The sequence below is a fragment of the Paenibacillus sp. PAMC21692 genome (genome assembly GCF_014303795.1).
Lineage (GTDB): Bacteria > Bacillota > Bacilli > Paenibacillales > Paenibacillaceae > Pristimantibacillus > Pristimantibacillus agaridevorans.
This window is the reverse complement of record NZ_CP060293.1, coordinates 2,763,542-2,779,950: the sequence shown is the minus strand read 5'-3', so window position 1 is coordinate 2,779,950 and position 16,409 is coordinate 2,763,542. Positions and strand designations below refer to the sequence as shown.

Genomic DNA, 16,409 nt, shown 5'->3' with positions numbered 1-16,409 from the left:
TTTCACGTGGCAAGCGGCCTGCTGCGTGTTTCACAGCTGTTGTTACATCTCGTGCAACTTTAAACACTTTATTAAATATAAAGTTGACGCTCTCTTTTGTCAATGTTCCACAGAGAGTTCACAAATTGTTCTCAAAGCTGTCAAAAACGGATATTTTAGCGCTCTTTCGGGCTATTGCGGCGGTATTTGCAGCCGTGCTTTAACGCTTCGTTTACCTTTCATTGTGCACCAAACCCATGGTCATTTATGTATGCCTTCCTAAGGCGTATGTTTTACCTCGCGGGAACGGACACTAACATCATCCCAATTAGGATTGGAGGTAAGCCAATGACGATGATGCGACGGGCCGGTTTTATCCTGTTGTCCTTGCTCTTGGTCATTGCCGTTTCGGCTTGCGGCTACAAGAAGTCTATGCAGCATTCCGACTCGGACTATGGAAGCAGGAAGCCCGGAGATCCCAAGATGCAGGGACTGAAGGCGTATGGGTCCACGAATACCGACGCGGGGCAGCATGACAATGCCTTTTTCGAATACAGCTCCATGCTGTCGAACAAGATCGGCTCGCTCAATGGCGTAGCGAATGGGATTGTTATGCTGACGGACAAAAACGCTTATGTAGCGATTTTATTGGATTGGTCTGCAGCGGGTACGAAAGCGAAGGGCGGTACGGACGAGCAAAATAATACCGGCTCCAACGGCGGCGTATACAATGCCGATTCCGGTTCGCCTTACAGCAATCCTTACACTATCGTGACTCCGTATAATTCCTTCTTTACCGTTATGGACCACCAGAACTTGTCCAATGAATTGAAGCAGACGATTGCGAAGGGCATTCGCGAAGAATCCCCTATGATCCAGGAGGTTCATATTTCCGCCAATATGGAGTTCAACAATTATTTTGTTCGTTTCGCATCGGAAGCATGGGCCAGCCGATCGTTAACGCCTTTGGTCGACACCTTCAACAAAGTTGTTCAATACGAATTCGACGGTGCTGCGGAACGTCCCGCCCCTATTACGGAACCCGGTCACTACTCGCCGCAGGATTGGCAGCTGCGCAAGTTCAACAGACGCTAATCGTAACATTTATTATAGAAGAAACACGAGGAGCCTTCCATGGTATGGGAGCTCCTCGTATGCTTTTTTGCGGCGGTTACTTCCCATTCAACCCCGTTTGAAGGCGGTCGAGCGCGGAGCGATAGGCTTGCCTGTCTGCTTCGTTGCGAGCGCCGTGCTCCAGCCGCTTTAGTTCCTCCTCAAGTTGAGCGGTCATTTGGCGTATTCGATCGGCAGGTTTCTCCGCTTGATTTTGAGGAAAACTTCGTCCATCGACCATCTGAATATGAAGCGTAATGCCGTCACTGTCCAACTGTGCCAGCAATACTTCCTCCAGCTTCAGCTTCTGCTGACTCATCTTATGACGCAGCCAATCCCTCGTTACGCCCGATAACTCCAATTCCTTCTCTAATACGATGCCATCCATGACAAGCGTATGCGGCGGCTTCTCCTCCGCCATCTTCCATCCCAGCATATCCGGGGTGATGGGCTGATACTGTTTCTTCATTAATACATTAAGCTCTCCGCTTGACTCCATTACGGCGAATTCGACATCCGCCACGCGATAGACATCCTTGCTTCTAAGCTGCTCCAAAAGCTCGTCCAAGGTTAGCCTTTCCTTCTTCAGTTGCTCCTTCAACAATTTGCCGTCCTTGATCAGCACCCTGCCCTTGCCATCTACGATGTCTCTTGCCTTCTTGTTCTTCATAGTCAAATATTCTATGCCAACAGATGCGCTTACCCATACGAGCAGCGAGACAATCCCAAGATACCATAGTTCATCCAGGTCTAATGAAATGTAGGCGGCAATATTGCCGATTGAGATGCCCGTAATGTACTCGAACAGAGACAACTCCGATATTTGACGTTTGCCAAGCACCTTCGTCATCAAGAACAGAATCGTGATGGCAGCCAGCGTTCGAACGATAATTTCGATCCAATCCGGCATGTCTTAATCCCCCTCTCATCATCCTATGATGTCCAACTAAGCCAATGTCATTCTCGGGGCAGCTTTCACTTGCATTATTCCACTCGTGATGATATGATAATAGGAATGTAATATTTAACCCCTATAGATCCCCAGTAAGAATCAACTATACCCTCTGTATTTGATCATCTTGACTAACGAATCTAGGCTCATGTTTCAACTGTTTTTCTGATTCACACTGGCGCGGTCAATGGAGCCGCAAGGACGGAAGAGAGGTAGGGCTTTCGTTGTTTTGGGAAAAATAAGACGCACAAACAACTGTGATGCACATGCTGTTTACGATAAGCTGCGGGGATAATATGCCTTCCTGATTAAGGACATGGCAGGTTAAATATATGCAATTAAGGGCTGCCTGGCCGGCGACGATTGTCGCCGACAGGGCAGCCCTGTCCAATTCTCGGCTATTATTTTATTTATCCCTTCCGTTACCCCACATCGTATCCTTGTTCTTCGATTGCCGCCTTAATGGCATCCAGGCTTACTTTGGCTTCATCATACTCCACCGTTACTTTCTTGTCCGCCAGGCTGACCTGGCCGTTCGCGCCAACTTCGCTTACCGCTTTCTCTACCGAACTCACGCAATGACCGCAGCTCATGCCTTCTACTTTCAATACAACGTTTGCCATTGTTATCATCCTCCATAATGGTTTCATTAAATGTTGACCGTAACCAGCAGCTTATCGATCGCTTCGTCCTCGCCTGCCTGAATCCGCTCCACTACGCCCCTTACAATACCACCCCGGGGTATGCCTTTCTATCCATTATGTTATCATACCCCCCAAGGGTATGTAAAGTCGTTCTTTCGTCTCCCCTATTCATCTTACTTCGTATATGCTACGATCATCTTGTAAGCGTTTTTTCGAATAAAATCAACTCGCGCGTTTAACATGGTTCGAACATAACAGCGGTATACTTCTTATAAAAAAGGAAAAAGGATGTGTCCCCATGAAATCCATGATCAACTTCGCCCATCGAGGTGCCAGCGCTTATTGTCCGGAGAATACGATGGCCGCATTCGCCCGTGCTCTGGAGCTAGGCGCAACCGGCATTGAGACAGACATTCAACGAACGAAGGATGGCGTGCTCGTCTGTATTCACGACGAGTCGCTGCAACGAACGGCTGGTGCGGCTCGTCTCGTCGTTGACACCGATTACGAAGCCATTTGCCAGCTTGATGCCGGCAGCTGGTTCGACGCATCGTTTGCTGGCGAACGTATTCCAACATTGGATCAGCTGCTGGCATTGGCCGCGGAATCAGAGCTTATTCTTAATCTGGAACTGAAGAACGGCGCCGTCCAATATCCGGGAATGGAAGCCGAAGTTATCTCGGCCGTACGCCAGGCAGGCTTGGCCGATCGCGTCGTCCTGTCCAGCTTCAATCATTATTCGCTGGCGCTCTGCAAGTCGCTGGCCCCGGACATTCGCACGGGCATTTTATATATGGAGGGCTTATATCGGCCTTGGGAATATGCCGCGACGCTGAATGCGGATGCCTTGCACGCGTATCATTATGCCGTCCTTCCCGAATGGGTGAAGGAAGCGGAAGAAGCCGGCATCGTCTATCACCCCTTCACCGTTAATGAAGAAGCAGGGATGCTCCGTCTTATCGAAGCAGGTGTTGCCGGCATCATTACGGATTATCCCGACCGGCTGCATAAGCTCATTCAAAGCAGGAGGTAGCGATGACTGCCATAGCCTACGCCCCGCGAAAAATTTGGCTGCTTGGTCTCGGCTTCTTTAGCATCAGCATTACTTGGGCTTTGTACAACGCTTATGTGCCGCTCTATTTGGAGCATTTTATTAAGAACGTGGGGCTTATCGGCTTCATGATGACGATCGACAATTACTTTGCGATGTTCCTCCAGCCCTGGATCGGACGCAAGAGTGACCGGACCCGCACAAAGTTCGGCAAACGGATGCCCTTCCTGCTCATCGGCATGCCGCTGGCCGCCGTGTTCGGAGCGTTAATTCCATGGCATAACGGGATCGTGACTTTGATTCTGTTTATGGTGCTTATGAATCTCTCCATGAGCCTATACCGATCGCCTACCGTAGCTCTGATGCCGGATTTGACGCCGCCGGGGAAGCGAACGCAGGCTAACGGCATCATTAATTTCATGGGAGGCGTAGGCTCCATTCTTGCTTTTGCCGGAGGCGCCTATTTAAACGACTGGCATACGTCGCTGCCCTTTCTAACATCATCGGTTCTTACGCTGCTTTGTTTGACGGTATTGTTTTTCGTCATTCGGGAACCGCACGCCGCCAGCTTTGTCTTGGAACGCAAAGCGGAAGCGCAGCCCGGCGACTACCGAAAAGAATGGAATAAGCCTACGCTGTTTCTGTTAGGGGCGATTTTCTTTTGGTTTTTCTCCTACCAAGGAGTCGAAGCCTTGTTTACGCTCTATGGAACGAATCGACTGGGCATGACGGACAGCGCTGCGGCATTTTCGCTCGCCTTTTTTTCGCTTTCCTTTGTCATCGCGGCCATCCCTAGTGGAATGCTAGGCAATCGATTCGGCAAAAAAAAGATCATTCTGCTTGGCATAATCGGCCTTATCGTCGTCTTTTCGTTGGTCTCGCTGATCGAATCGGTGCTGCTCTTGCGGATCATGCTGCTCATAGGAGGAGTTTTCTGGGCGTGCATCAACATTAACTCCTATCCGTTCATCGTCCAGTTGGGCGAAGAGAGCAGTATCGGCACGCGTACCGGCATCTATTATATCGCCTCATCCATCGCCGCCATCTCCTCTCCGCCTTTAATGGGCGTCATAATCGATTGGATGGGATACTCCATGCTGTTCTATATCGCAGCCGCCGGGATGGTGATTGCGCTGTTATTTCTGCTAGGCGTTCGTGATCAGGGCAAGTCTCTTCCCGCACAGCCGCCTGTTTCTATGTAGCGTTTAATTCAGCGTTAAACAACAATGGCGATGTCAGGACCTCTGTCCTTGGCATCGCCTTTAAACGTTTAATGAATGCTGTTTTTGCTAAAATTGCCGCCCAGCACGTCAGAGACATGTTCGATCGCGATGAACGCCTTCTCATCGTATTCGTGTACGATAGACTTTAACTTCGCAAGTTCGAGCCGTGATACTACGCAATAGACCACTTGAAGATCATCGCCGGAGAACCCCCCTCGGGCTTGCAGCAGCGTCGTGCTTCTGCCAAGCCGATCGATAATTGCCTGGGAAATATCGACATGTTCCTTCGAAATAATCGTCACCGACTTGGATTCCTCCAATCCTTCGACAACGATATCGATTACCTTGATCGCTATGTAATAGGCCAGTATGGAATACATGGCGGAAGTCCATTCGAAGACGAAACCCGCAATCAGGAAGATTAAGAGATTAAAGACCATGATGACTTGTCCTACCGCGACGCGCATCTTTTTGGCGATCAGGATAGATACCACTTCGATGCCGTCTAGGGCGCCTCCGTAACGGATAACAAGACCTACGCCGGCCCCCAGAATCATACCGCCAAATAGGACAGCCAGAAGCTTGTCCTCCGGAAAGGCGCCGACATGATGCAGAAATGCCGTCGTAATAGACATAATCGTAATGCCGTAGAGTGTAGACAGAGCAAAAGTTTTGCCTAATTGCTTGTAGCCGAGGATGAGGAACGGAACGTTCGCAAGAAATAAGTAGACGCTAAGAGGAAGAGGAGTAAGCTCAGACAACATTATGGATATACCGGCAATGCCGCCATCGATAATCTGGAACGGTACAAGGAAAAGCTCCAGGGCCACGCCCATCAGGACAGAACCGATCGTAAGGAAAACAAAACGTTTTATGATTTCGAGACTGGAAAGTTTTTTATGTTCTCTATGCGGCAAACAAGTTCCCCCTCATTAAAGATTGCTGATTCTCATTATAATCTTTTTTGTTCAAACTTGCATCAATATCTATTTGAGATCAATGAGGACTTGTTTAATGCCCTAAATCGGATCAACATCCGTTGGAGCCGTTCATCATTAGAACGCAAAACATAAGACCTCTCTGCCAACGGACAAGTAGAAGCTAGCGATTCATTGTTGACGGTAGCGCAGTTAAGTAAAGGCTGATCGTAACGGACACCACAGTCGCTATTTCGCAAAAATGGGGCCTTTTCAAATTGTAACGGACACAGACGACCTTACTTACGTCAAAACCGCATAGAATGGGCGGAAATGCACCGAATAGCGGCATCTGAGTCCGTTAGATTTTCAATATCGTGAAAATGCTGCAAATAGAGGCTCTGAGGTCCGTTAGCGAAAGCAGAATGTTTCAGCTCAGTTACTCACAATGAAGCTGCGATCGATCATCGCCAACCAACCTGTTTACGGAAATGAGGGCTCTTATATGGATCTTTTGGCGTGATTTTAAAATCTAACGGAACTCTGCGACGTTATTCGTGAGAAATCCAGGCAAACCGTGGACTTTTGCCCCTCATAAGGGCTATCAGTTCCATTAGATTCGCAAAGTGCTGCTTTTTGCTGAAATAACGCCTTTCATTTCCGTTACAGTTGTTCCCGTTCATTCCTTACCGAACTCTTGCCCGCAATTTCACCTTTGCACAATGAATCGACAGCCTCATATGGGACCTTATTTCCACAATCAGAGGAGCGCTTTGCTCCATCCCTTCGTTGGTTCACATATGACGAAAAAATTAAAATGTAATAAGCTCCGCTGCTCTGTAAGAGCGGCAGAGCTATACGATAAGACACTATTATGGTTTGGAAGAAGCGGCGGGCTGCGCTTCTCCTGAGGATTCCCCCATCTGCAGCCGGTACATCCGGTAGTATCTGCCCTCCATCGCCATTAACGAATCATGATTCCCCCGCTCGACGATCTCGCCGCGGTGCAGTACCAGAATCTGATCCGCCTCCCGAATCGTCGACAACCGATGGGCAATAATCAGCGTTGTGCGGCCTTCGCTGACGACCTTAAGCGCACGCTGAATGATATGTTCCGTCTCGCTGTCGACACTGGCCGTCGCTTCGTCCAGGATAAGGATAGCGGGATCATAGGCTAGCGCGCGGGCGAACGAGATCAGTTGACGCTGCCCTGCCGAGAAGGTGCTTCCCCGTTCAACGACAGGCTCATGAACGCCGCCCGGCAGCGAATCGATAAAGGATGACGCGCCAACCTCCCGCAACGCGGCTTCAACGCGTTCTTGCGTAATGCCTTCCTGATACATGCTGACGTTAAAGGAGATATCGCCCGCGAATAGATATGGATCCTGTAGGACGATCCCCATCGGTTTGCGAAGCTCCTGTTTGGACATCGTGCCGATGTCCTTGCCGTCGATCGTAATGGTTCCCTGATCCGGCTCATAGAAGCCAAGCAGCAGATTCATGATGGAGCTCTTGCCTGATCCCGTGTGGCCGACCAGCGCCAGCGTCTGCCCCCGCTTGACCTCGAACGAAATATTTCGCAGCACTTGTTCTCCTTTCTTGTAGGAGAACGTTACGTCGCGGAATGCGATATCGCCTCGCGTATCCTGTCTAATCCGGGAAGGCGTCTCCTCGACATCTCTGCCTTCCATGTCCATAATCGCAAACACCTTCTCCGCCGCGACATATGCCCGTTGGGCATTCGTTAGTTGGTCGAATATGCCGATTATAGGTTGAAAGATTCGGCCCAAGTAATCGATGAACGCGTACAGAACGCCGAACAGAATGACCCCGGACAACGCTTGACCGCCGAAATACCAGAGAACGAACGCCGTTAAAAGCGCTCCGATCGTGCCGACGATATTTCGGGATGATAACGAGAACACGCGGAATTGCTTAACCTGATTCACGTATCTGTCATGATTCAGCTCTTCGAATTCCTCGATGGTGCGCTGCTCCCTGCGAAAGGCCTGAATAATAGGCATCACATTAATAGATTCATTAATCATCGCGTTCATATCGCTGAGACGCGCGCGCATGATGGTTATGTACCGCTTCGAGAATTTGAGATGCACAACCATGATGACGGCGAATAAAGGCAGCAGCAGCAAACAGAGCAGAGCCAGCTTAACGTCGAGTAAGAATAGAGCCGTATAAATGCCGGCGAGCTGCACAAAGCTGACCACGAACGTCGCCATGAAGCTCATAAACAGCTCGCGGATCGCCTCCGTATCGTTTGCAATACGCGACACGATAGCCCCGATCGGCGTGTTGTCGAAGTAACGGAGCGGAATCCGGTGAATTTGGCGCATAAGATCCATCCGCATATTGCGAATAATTCGCAGCGCTGTCGCCTGCAGAAGGTATGATTGCAGAAAGTGCAGTCCGCCCGCGGCAACCAGCAGCCCGACATAGATCGCCAGCAACGTAAGGACCGGCGCCATTCCGCCATCTCCTCCTGTGCTAAGATGATCATCAATAATGGTTTTTACGATAAACGGACCAGCCAGCTCTGCCCCTACCGCGCAGCAAAGGATCAAAATAGCGCCAATAATTCTGAACTTATATGTCAGCGCATAGGCCAGAAGCTTTTTGATGGTTGCTGCTCCAGCCTTTTTGCCTTCGTTATGCATCTCCATGCTCATCCCCCTGCTCCTCCAGGCTGGCTTCCATCTGCTGGCGCTCCCATTGTTGCTTATACCAGCCGCCCAGCAGCATCAATTGCTCATGCGTGCCTTCTTCCAGCACTTTGCCGCCTTCCAGCACCAGAATCCAGTCCGCGTGACTGACAGCGGATAGACGATGCGTTGTAATAAATGTTGTTTTGCCGGCCCGCTCCCGGCGGATCGCCTTCAGAATGCGGCTTTCCGTACGGGCATCCACGGCGGACAAGGAATCGTCGAACAGCAGCATCTCGGAATCGACGAGAAGAGCGCGGGCAATCGCAAGGCGTTGTTTCTGTCCTCCGGACAACATGACGCCGTTTTCTCCGACGATCGTCGCCAGTCCTTCCGGCATGCCCGCGATATCCGTGTCGAAGGAGGCCATCGCAACTGCCTTGTCAATTTCTCCATCCGTTGCGTCCGGCTTGCCGAGCGCGATATTGTCGCGGATCGACTTCGACAGCAGCAGATGCTCCTGCGGCACATAAGCGATCCACTCTCGCGTCCGCTCCAGCGGAATCCGTTCAATCGGCGCATCCGAGATGTACGCTGCATTGGGCTGCACGGGATATTGCCGCAGCAGTTGCTTAAGCAGCGTGCTCTTTCCGCTGCCCGTCTTGCCTACGATCCCCAACGTTTCTCCTCTCTCCAGGCGAAAGCTGATCCCGGACAAGCTTGGCGCAGCCGCACCGGGATAGGTGAAGCTTAGACGGTCGAATGAGACGCTGGCAGGAATGTCCACGGATAGAGGGTTAACGGGCTCCGTTACATCCGGTCGCTCGTTAAACGCTTTATCCAGTCGATCGGCTGAAGCGGTTCCACGCTGCAACACGTTGATGAATTCGCCGAAAGAGATCATAGGCCAGATCAACATGCCGAGATAAATATTGAACGTCAGCAATTGTCCGATCATTATTTCGTTTTCGAGCACCAGATAGGAGCCATAGCCGATGCTGACCGTATAACTGATGCCGACAATAATAGAGATCAAGGGATGGAACATGGCATTAAGAAGCGACACCTGACGATTTTTTGTCATGACATCTTCCGTTACGCGGCCAAAAGCGGCCAGATCGGCGTTTTCTTGCACATAGGAGCGGATGACGCGAATGCCGGAGATGGACTCCAGCGCATGATCGTTCATGTTGCCAAATGCAGCTTGCGCCGCCATAAAGCGGATGCGCACCTTCCCGCCCAGCTTTATAATGACAAAGGCGAGCAGCGGCAATGGCAGCAAGGCTGCAAGCATCAGTTTGAAGGAGACGAAAGTCACCATCATGACGATGACGACGGATGCTCCGACGAGCGTATTTACGAGCGTCATAACGCCGTAACCCGCCGTATTTCCGATGGCAAGCACATCGTTGGTGGCAAGCGCCATTAATCCGCCCGTGCTGTTTTTATGGAAAAAGGACGGTCTCAATACCGTCAAATGCGCCAGCAGCTTGCCGCGAAGCAGCTTCTCTACCAGTACCGAATTGCCGAATAATGTGGTGATCCATACGTAGACAAGTCCATAAGTGAGCAGAGCCAGGCCAACCAGAAGCATAACCTTCCTGCCCAAGTCATCTCTAGTCAACTCGCCGGTGCTAATGGCGTCAACCGTATTGCCAATCCATCTCGGAGGTATGGATGAGAGCAGACTGACAATCGTCATTAACGTAATCGCGATCGCGTAACTGCGCCATCTTTGCTTGAAAAACCAATCCAATCGCTTTAAAAAAGTCAAAGGAACTCCCCGCTTTCCGGCATTCGATTGTATAATATTACCTTTATTTTCGCCATCCTACAACAGTAAAAAATGATTAAAACTGTATGTGACAGAAGTGTCACTTTGCTTTCCGTAGAATCGATGGAACGGGAAGCGGCTGGACGGTATAGTGAGGACAGAGACAAGAAACAGAGAGGAGAAACCTTATGCAGACACCTATTATTCGTGCCCGTAATGTATCCAAGAGTTATGGCAAGACGCCCGTGCTTCGCAATATCGATCTTACGGTTAACGAAGGAGAGTTTACAGCCATCATGGGGCCGTCGGGCTCCGGCAAGTCGACGCTCATGAACGTACTGTCGACGATTGACCGGGTAACCGGCGGGGAAGTATGGCTGGGGCAGCAGTCGCTGCTATCGCTGGGCAAAAAAGAGCTTCGCCGTTTCCGTCAGGAGCGGATGGGCTTTATCTTTCAGGATTATAATCTGCTCGACACGCTTACCGTCCAGGAAAATATTCTGCTGCCGCTATCGCTGCGGGGCTTCAAGACCGACGAGATGAAGAAGCGGCTCCATCCGCTTGTCGAGGCTCTGCAGCTCGGGGCTATTCTCGACAGGTATCCGGCCGGCATCTCCGGCGGACAAAAGCAGCGGACCGCATCCGCCCGCGCGCTTATCACCAATCCCGCCGTCGTCTTCGCGGACGAGCCTACCGGAGCTCTGGATTCCAGATCCGCGACAGAGCTGCTGGAAGAGATGGCCGGCATGAATGGCCGATTCGGCACGACGATCCTGATGGTGACGCATGATCCTTATGCGGCGAGCTACTGCAATCGCGTCATCTTTTTGCGCGACGGCGCCATTGTAAACGAGCTGTATGCGGGCGACCAATCCCGCAAGTCGTTCTTCGATCGCATTCTGGAATCGCAAAGCCTGCTCGGGGGTGGACGGGTATGAGCCTGCTCCAACTGACGCTTCGCGGCGCCAATCGCAATATTCGGTTATATGCCATCTATCTGTTCGCGATGATCGCAGGCGTCGTTATTCATTTCACGTTTTCTTCGCTTATGTATAATGAAGATATTCTGAACGTACTCCGGAACAGCGATATGTTTCGCCAAGGGGTAACCATTGCTTCCATAGCGATCAGTCTATTCATTATCTTGTTTATCCTGTACGCTAATTCCTTCTTCATGAGGCAACGCAAAAAAGAGATTGGCATGTACTTGCTGCTTGGCATGAGCGAGAGGCAAGTGACGCGGATGTTATTCTATGAGACGGTTATATTAAGCGCCCTCTCTCTCGTGTCGGGCATTCTGCTCGGGGGCTTGCTGTCGAAGTGGTTCGGCATGCTGCTCATGAAACTGATGCAATACGACCAAAGCGTTTCCTTGTCGTTCGAGGCTGGCGCTGTCGGTACGACGGCAGCCGTAGTTGCCGCCATCATCCTTATCATCTGGTTGCAGAATCTCATCACGGTCCACCGCGTTCAGCTTGTCGAGCTTTTCCACGCCCGGTCGATCATGGAGAAACCGATCCGAACATCGGCGATTCCCGCCCTTCTTGCCATTGTCCTGCTAATTCAAGCTTACGTGCTGATCGTGTTGGGGCGTGAATCCATCGTCTGGAAGGAGTACGGCCTGTTTTCCATGACCGCCGTTTCTGTGGGAATCATTGCGGGAACATGGCTGTTCTTCCGCCAGTTCACCGGCTGGATCCTGGCGAGGCTGTGCAAGATGCCTCGTTATCATGAGGGGAATACGGTGCTATGGACTTCCTCGCTTCGTTTCCAGGCCAGAAGCAATGCGCTTAATCTCGCGTTTATCACCTTGTTCAGCTCGGCCCTCATCCTGCTGACCAGCTTCGTCGCCATCAATTATAGCGTTCAATTCAGCGCAACGGAAAAAAATCTTCCCAACGACATTGCTTTCGAAACGTTGGATGGGGAAACCGGCTCCAAGCTGGACGCCCTGATTCGCGGCTTCGAAAAAGAGCATCCCGTGCTCGACTATCGCGTCCTGCACACCTTAAAGGCCGATGCCGTCTCCGACAGGGAGATCGCCTTCCAAGGCGAGGAGCAGTTTCTTGAAGGCCTGCTGCTGGTGCCTTGGAGCACCTTCAAGGAGTTCGAGCAGCTAAGGGGACATTCCGAGCCTAACGAGCTAAGCGGCAATGAGACCATCGCGTTATCCGCCGGCATCGATATTCCGCTCGTTCATCCGGCAGGCTCACAGCCCGTCTTCGAGATCCAGGTTGGCTCAGCTCCTCTAACTCTCTCCATCAAGGAGCAGCTCGACTACTCGCTGCTGGGATGGAGAACGACTATCGACGATTCCATGAGCAGCAAGGCAGCCGTTCTCGTCATCGCCGATGATGCCTATGCTTCGTTGAAGCCATCCGCCGAGGAGCAGACGTTTCAAATCTATGCCATCGAAGATGCAGGGAATGCGGAAGAGTTGTCCCGGCAAGTTCAGCTGCTATTCTATTCCGCGGCGCCGGAAGGGTACTATTCCTCCTTCGCCGACGTCTACTCCAAGCAGATCGAGAGCTCCTCGCTCCTGTTGTTCTCCGGGGCGTTCCTGGCAGTTATCGCGCTGTTCGCGCTGGCGAGCGTCATCTACTTCCGTCAGCTGCGGGAAGCGACGGACGCCATGACGCAATTCGATACGTTGCGCAAGCTCGGCATTCGCAGCGGTCAAGTGAAAGCAGTTATTCGCAAGCAGCTGCTGTTCGTATTTGCCCCGCCGCTGGTGCTCGGCCTGTTGAACAGCTGGCTCATCATAGATTCCTACATGCTCTCGACGCTGCAGGATTACCCGCAGCTTACGTCCATCGTGATCGGCTCCATGGCCGTGTACTTCGTGATCTACGTTATGCTGTACTTTTCCTCCGCCAGCGTGTACGAACGCATCGTCAGCCGGAAGCTCTAATGCTCCCGGCTTTTCTCTTGAATGCGCATGGCATCCAGATAAGGATCATGGTTGCGCGGAAAATGAATCGTCATCTCCGTATAACTCCCCTTCTCCGATTGACATGTCAAATAATGACCCAGCTTCGCGCACAGCTCCTGTGCCAAATACAGCCCCATCCCCGTCGATTTCCCGTACACTCTTCCGTTCTCGCCCGTGAAGCCTCGATTGAAGATGCGGGGCAGATCCTTCGGATCGATACCCGCTCCGTTATCGCGAACCGTTAGCCGGATCTCCGAAGCCGTCTCGGAAGCCGTCACGCTCATTTCGCCTCCCGTATCGGTATATTTCAAGCTGTTCGTGATCAATTGCTGAAGGACGAACGACAACCACTTGGGATCGCTCTGCACGGCAGCGGATTCAATCTGCAGGGCGAGCTTGATTTTTTTTGCGATAAACGTCTTGGCATGCTGCTTCACCATATTCTTGACGAGCTGCTCCAAATCGCAGGAGACGATGTCGTAATCCTGATAAAAGCTGTCCAGCTTGGCGTGATAGAGCGCCTGGTCCACGTAATGCTCGATTCTGGACAACTCCTCGTCCATATCGGCTGCACGGGGATCGGTCTGTTGGATCAGCCTGAGCACGGCGATCGGCGTTTTGATCTCATGGAACCACGATACCATAAACCGATACGACTCCAGTCCTCTTTCGTTTACCTCGTTCAGCTTGCGGATATGCTCCGTCTCCATTCTGTGCAGCTCGTCTTGGCAAGCCTCGCCTTCAAGCGTCATCGGCTCGCCCTCTTCTTCGCGGAGAAGCGCTATGCTTCGCGTCTCCCGGACATACCGATAGGCAAAAAAAGCCGTAATTAACAACGCCAATAACCCCAATCCATACAAATACGTGTCCCATTTGTAATGGATCCCGGGATCGGCGTAGATAACGGCCATTGCAAGCGAATAACAAGCGAAACACATGATGATATACGATCGTTGGTAGCGGATAAACTTCCATACCGACTTCAGCTTCATTCCACAATGTACCCCATTCCTTTGCGGGTGGAGATGAAATCATCATGGCCGAGCTCCGCGATTCTGCGCCTCAGCCGATTGACGTTGACGGTGAGCGTATTGTCATCAACGAATTGTTCGTCCTTCCATAACGCATGCATCAGCTCATCACGCGATACGATCTTTCCAATATTTCGCATGAGCGCCTGTAAAATAATAAATTCATTGCGCGACAGCTCCGCCGTATGGCCATCCGCTTCGACGGAGGAGTTGGACAGATGGAACGACAAGCCCCGATGACGCAGCTCCAAGGCCTCGTCCTGGTAGGTATAGTTGCGTCTTAGCAGAGCGTTTACCTTTGCCACCAGTACCGATAAGTCGAACGGCTTCTGCACATAATCGTCGCCCCCCATATTGATGGCCATGATAATGTCCATATTCTGGCTTCTCGACGACAGAAATAGGATGGGCACCTTCGAAATGGCCCTTATGCGCTGACACCAATAGTAGCCGTCAAAGACGGGAAGGTTAATGTCGAGCAGCACAAGATGGGGCTCGTGCTTACGGAACTGATCTTCGATCCCGTCGAATGCGGTTACTTCGAGCACTTCGTACTGCCACTTTCGCAAGCTCTCCGCTACGATCGCCCGTATTTTTTCGTCGTCCTCTACGACCATAATTTTAAACACGCCGATTGCTCCTTTCCCGCACTGCTGCTTCGGTTCCCAGCTTATGTAGAATGAATAGGCTTATTGAGCCAGTATATCACACCTGCCTTGCCAGGCACCCCCGTCCCTGGTCGGTATGCGCTCGGTATGCGCTAATATTAAAAACCTCCGAGAAATGTAGCTCCCTCGGAGGTTTTGCATTGTTCGTCGCTTTGCTTGATGCGTTGTTCGCCGCGTTGCTTGAATGCGATGTTCGCAGCGTTACTTGATGGTCATACCAGCGATGTATTATAGCTTATTGCGAGTATCATCCAGACTATCTTGGTCGTTTTACAGCAGCTCGCGGATATGAGACTCGATCTTGGCCGGCTCATCTGTCGGAGCAAACCGCTTGACAACGCGGCCTTGACGGTCGATGAGAAACTTCGTGAAGTTCCACTTGATCGACCTGGTGCCAAGCACGCCTCTTGCTTCGTCCGTCAGATGCCGGAACAGCGGATGTGCGTCCTTCCCCTTTACGTCTATTCGGGAATACAAGGGGAAATTTACGCCGAAGTTCAATTCGCAGGCTTGCTCGATCTCTTTATCATCGCCCTTTTCTTGATTCGCGAATTGCGCGCACGGAAAGCCCAACACGGCAAAGCCCTGGTCCGAATAATCGTCATGCAGCTTCTGCAGCCCCTTGAACTGAGGCGCGAAACCGCAGCCAGTTGCTGTATTGACGATAAGCATAACGTCGCCCTGATATGGTGCAAGGGTTCCTTGATCTCCTTTAATGTTCTTTACCGGAATATTGTAAATGGACATATCATCCACGCCCTTTATTTATATTTTAATTAATTAAATTTTATACAATTTATATTGGGAAGTCAAGTGGTTATGAAAAACCGAATACAATGTGACGCTGGCGGAGGTACGGAGGGTACACAGGCTGTCCCCATCTACACATAAACACTAAAAGACGTCCCGCGGCATCGATATCCGCGAGACGTCTTATACATTGTTACTTTAAATTCGAACTGTGACAGCAGCACTCCGCCGTCGCAAAGTTACTATCGAGCTCGAACCGTCATAGCGCCCAATACACCTACCGCTGCGCCAAGAATTGCACCAGCTAAAACCTCGCCCGGCTGATGGCCCAGCGACTCCTTCAGCTTCTCCTCGCGCCGCTTGTGGTAGATGCCTGGATGATGGCCGGCCAGACGCTCGACGTCCGCATCCAGATCGTTTACCTGGATCGCGATCTCTCCGGCATGCCTGCGAATGTTCATCGCATCATACATGACGATGATGCCAAGCATGCCCGCGATTGCGAATTCCGGCGTTTTCACGCCGTATTTGACCGCCGTGTAGGCGGCAAGCGCCGTTACGCCGCTGGAGTGAGAGCTGGGCATGCCGCCCGAGCCGACGACTTTGCCCAATCTCCACTCCCCTGTCCGCCACGCGTGCATCGGAATCTTCAGCAGCTGCGCGGCCCCCACTGCGGCAAGCGCCGTTCCCAATCCTCGGTTGGCCATACGGATCCCCT

14 protein-coding genes are annotated in these 16,409 nt (G+C 51.5%); 5 read left to right on the top strand and 9 right to left on the bottom strand.

Annotated elements, in window-relative coordinates:
• Positions 1-327: 327 nt before the first annotated feature.
• Positions 328-1,074 carry a hypothetical protein gene (locus H7F31_RS10965; protein WP_187104205.1) on the top strand — a complete coding sequence of 249 codons (747 nt, stop codon included), beginning with the start codon at positions 328-330 and terminating at the stop codon, positions 1,072-1,074.
• Between the two features lie 76 nt (positions 1,075-1,150).
• Here the strand turns inward: H7F31_RS10965 and H7F31_RS10960 are convergent, their stop codons facing one another.
• The gene (locus tag H7F31_RS10960; protein WP_187104204.1) at positions 1,151-2,002 is read right to left on the bottom strand and encodes a DUF421 domain-containing protein; all 852 of its coding nucleotides are present in this window, start codon (positions 2,000-2,002) and stop codon (positions 1,151-1,153) included.
• A gap of 464 nt (positions 2,003-2,466) precedes the next feature.
• Positions 2,467-2,667, bottom strand: a complete 201-nt coding sequence (locus tag H7F31_RS10955) for a copper ion binding protein (RefSeq protein WP_187104203.1) — start codon at positions 2,665-2,667, stop codon at positions 2,467-2,469.
• Between the two features lie 319 nt (positions 2,668-2,986).
• Between H7F31_RS10955 and H7F31_RS10950 the strand changes: the two genes are divergently transcribed.
• Together H7F31_RS10950 and H7F31_RS10945 are read left to right on the top strand one after the other, a co-directional pair.
• Positions 2,987-3,721 (top strand): glycerophosphodiester phosphodiesterase, encoded by a 735-nt coding sequence (locus H7F31_RS10950; protein WP_187104202.1) that lies wholly within the window; start codon positions 2,987-2,989, stop codon positions 3,719-3,721.
• A gap of 2 nt (positions 3,722-3,723) precedes the next feature.
• The gene (locus tag H7F31_RS10945; RefSeq protein WP_187104201.1) at positions 3,724-4,941 is read left to right on the top strand and encodes an MFS transporter; all 1,218 of its coding nucleotides are present in this window, start codon (positions 3,724-3,726) and stop codon (positions 4,939-4,941) included.
• Positions 4,942-5,009: 68 nt separating this feature from the next.
• On the opposite strand, the gene H7F31_RS10940 is transcribed toward H7F31_RS10945, so the two are convergent.
• The 3 genes from H7F31_RS10940 to H7F31_RS10930 form a co-directional block, all read right to left on the bottom strand.
• Positions 5,010-5,879 carry a YitT family protein gene (locus H7F31_RS10940; protein WP_187104200.1) on the bottom strand — a complete coding sequence of 290 codons (870 nt, stop codon included), beginning with the start codon at positions 5,877-5,879 and terminating at the stop codon, positions 5,010-5,012.
• An 872-nt stretch (positions 5,880-6,751) separates the two neighbouring features.
• A complete protein-coding gene (locus H7F31_RS10935) occupies positions 6,752-8,557 on the bottom strand; it encodes an ABC transporter ATP-binding protein (protein WP_261800496.1) in 1,806 nt (601 codons plus the stop codon).
• Positions 8,544-10,310 carry an ABC transporter ATP-binding protein gene (locus H7F31_RS10930; RefSeq protein WP_261800375.1) on the bottom strand — a complete coding sequence of 589 codons (1,767 nt, stop codon included), beginning with the start codon at positions 10,308-10,310 and terminating at the stop codon, positions 8,544-8,546. The genes H7F31_RS10935 and H7F31_RS10930 overlap by 14 nt, the downstream gene beginning before the upstream one ends.
• Positions 10,311-10,498: 188 nt before the next feature.
• On the opposite strand from H7F31_RS10930, the gene H7F31_RS10925 reads away from it, so the two are divergent.
• Both H7F31_RS10925 and H7F31_RS10920 read left to right on the top strand, forming a co-directional pair.
• On the top strand, positions 10,499-11,248 hold the full coding sequence (locus tag H7F31_RS10925) for an ABC transporter ATP-binding protein (protein WP_187104199.1): 750 nt from the start codon (positions 10,499-10,501) through the stop codon (positions 11,246-11,248).
• Positions 11,245-13,221, top strand: a complete 1,977-nt coding sequence (locus H7F31_RS10920; RefSeq protein WP_187104198.1) for an ABC transporter permease — start codon at positions 11,245-11,247, stop codon at positions 13,219-13,221. The genes H7F31_RS10925 and H7F31_RS10920 overlap by 4 nt, the downstream gene beginning before the upstream one ends.
• On the opposite strand, the gene H7F31_RS10915 is transcribed toward H7F31_RS10920, so the two are convergent.
• The 4 genes from H7F31_RS10915 to H7F31_RS10900 all read right to left on the bottom strand — a co-directional run bounded on the left by H7F31_RS10915 (position 13,218) and on the right by H7F31_RS10900 (position 16,398).
• On the bottom strand, positions 13,218-14,234 hold the full coding sequence (locus H7F31_RS10915; RefSeq protein WP_187104197.1) for a sensor histidine kinase: 1,017 nt from the start codon (positions 14,232-14,234) through the stop codon (positions 13,218-13,220). The genes H7F31_RS10920 and H7F31_RS10915 overlap by 4 nt on opposite strands.
• Entirely contained in the window at positions 14,231-14,890 is a 660-nt protein-coding gene (locus tag H7F31_RS10910) for a response regulator transcription factor (protein WP_315970572.1), read from the bottom strand. Before H7F31_RS10910 ends, H7F31_RS10915 begins: the two co-directional genes overlap by 4 nt.
• A 321-nt stretch (positions 14,891-15,211) precedes the next feature.
• Positions 15,212-15,688, bottom strand: a complete 477-nt coding sequence (locus H7F31_RS10905; RefSeq protein WP_187104195.1) for a glutathione peroxidase — start codon at positions 15,686-15,688, stop codon at positions 15,212-15,214.
• Between the two features lie 245 nt (positions 15,689-15,933).
• Entirely contained in the window at positions 15,934-16,398 is a 465-nt protein-coding gene (locus H7F31_RS10900) for a divergent PAP2 family protein (protein ID WP_087566165.1), read from the bottom strand.
• Positions 16,399-16,409: the final 11 nt, after the last annotated feature.

Excerpts from the sequence above, each read along its gene's own strand:
- H7F31_RS10965 (WP_187104205.1), top strand. The coding sequence starts at position 328 with ATGACGATGATGCGACGGGCCGGTTTTATCCTGTTGTCCTTGCTCTTG.
- H7F31_RS10960 (WP_187104204.1), bottom strand. The coding sequence starts at position 2,002 with ATGCCGGATTGGATCGAAATTATCGTTCGAACGCTGGCTGCCATCACG.
- H7F31_RS10955 (WP_187104203.1), bottom strand. The coding sequence starts at position 2,667 with ATGGCAAACGTTGTATTGAAAGTAGAAGGCATGAGCTGCGGTCATTGC.
- H7F31_RS10950 (WP_187104202.1), top strand. The coding sequence starts at position 2,987 with ATGAAATCCATGATCAACTTCGCCCATCGAGGTGCCAGCGCTTATTGT.
- H7F31_RS10945 (WP_187104201.1), top strand. The coding sequence starts at position 3,724 with ATGACTGCCATAGCCTACGCCCCGCGAAAAATTTGGCTGCTTGGTCTC.
- H7F31_RS10935 (WP_261800496.1), bottom strand. The coding sequence starts at position 8,557 with ATGGAGATGCATAACGAAGGCAAAAAGGCTGGAGCAGCAACCATCAAA.
- H7F31_RS10925 (WP_187104199.1), top strand. The coding sequence starts at position 10,499 with ATGCAGACACCTATTATTCGTGCCCGTAATGTATCCAAGAGTTATGGC.
- H7F31_RS10920 (WP_187104198.1), top strand. The coding sequence starts at position 11,245 with ATGAGCCTGCTCCAACTGACGCTTCGCGGCGCCAATCGCAATATTCGG.
- H7F31_RS10915 (WP_187104197.1), bottom strand. The coding sequence starts at position 14,234 with ATGAAGCTGAAGTCGGTATGGAAGTTTATCCGCTACCAACGATCGTAT.
- H7F31_RS10910 (WP_315970572.1), bottom strand. The coding sequence starts at position 14,890 with ATGGTCGTAGAGGACGACGAAAAAATACGGGCGATCGTAGCGGAGAGC.
- H7F31_RS10905 (WP_187104195.1), bottom strand. The coding sequence starts at position 15,688 with ATGTCCATTTACAATATTCCGGTAAAGAACATTAAAGGAGATCAAGGA.
- H7F31_RS10900 (WP_087566165.1), bottom strand. The coding sequence starts at position 16,398 with ATGGCCAACCGAGGATTGGGAACGGCGCTTGCCGCAGTGGGGGCCGCG.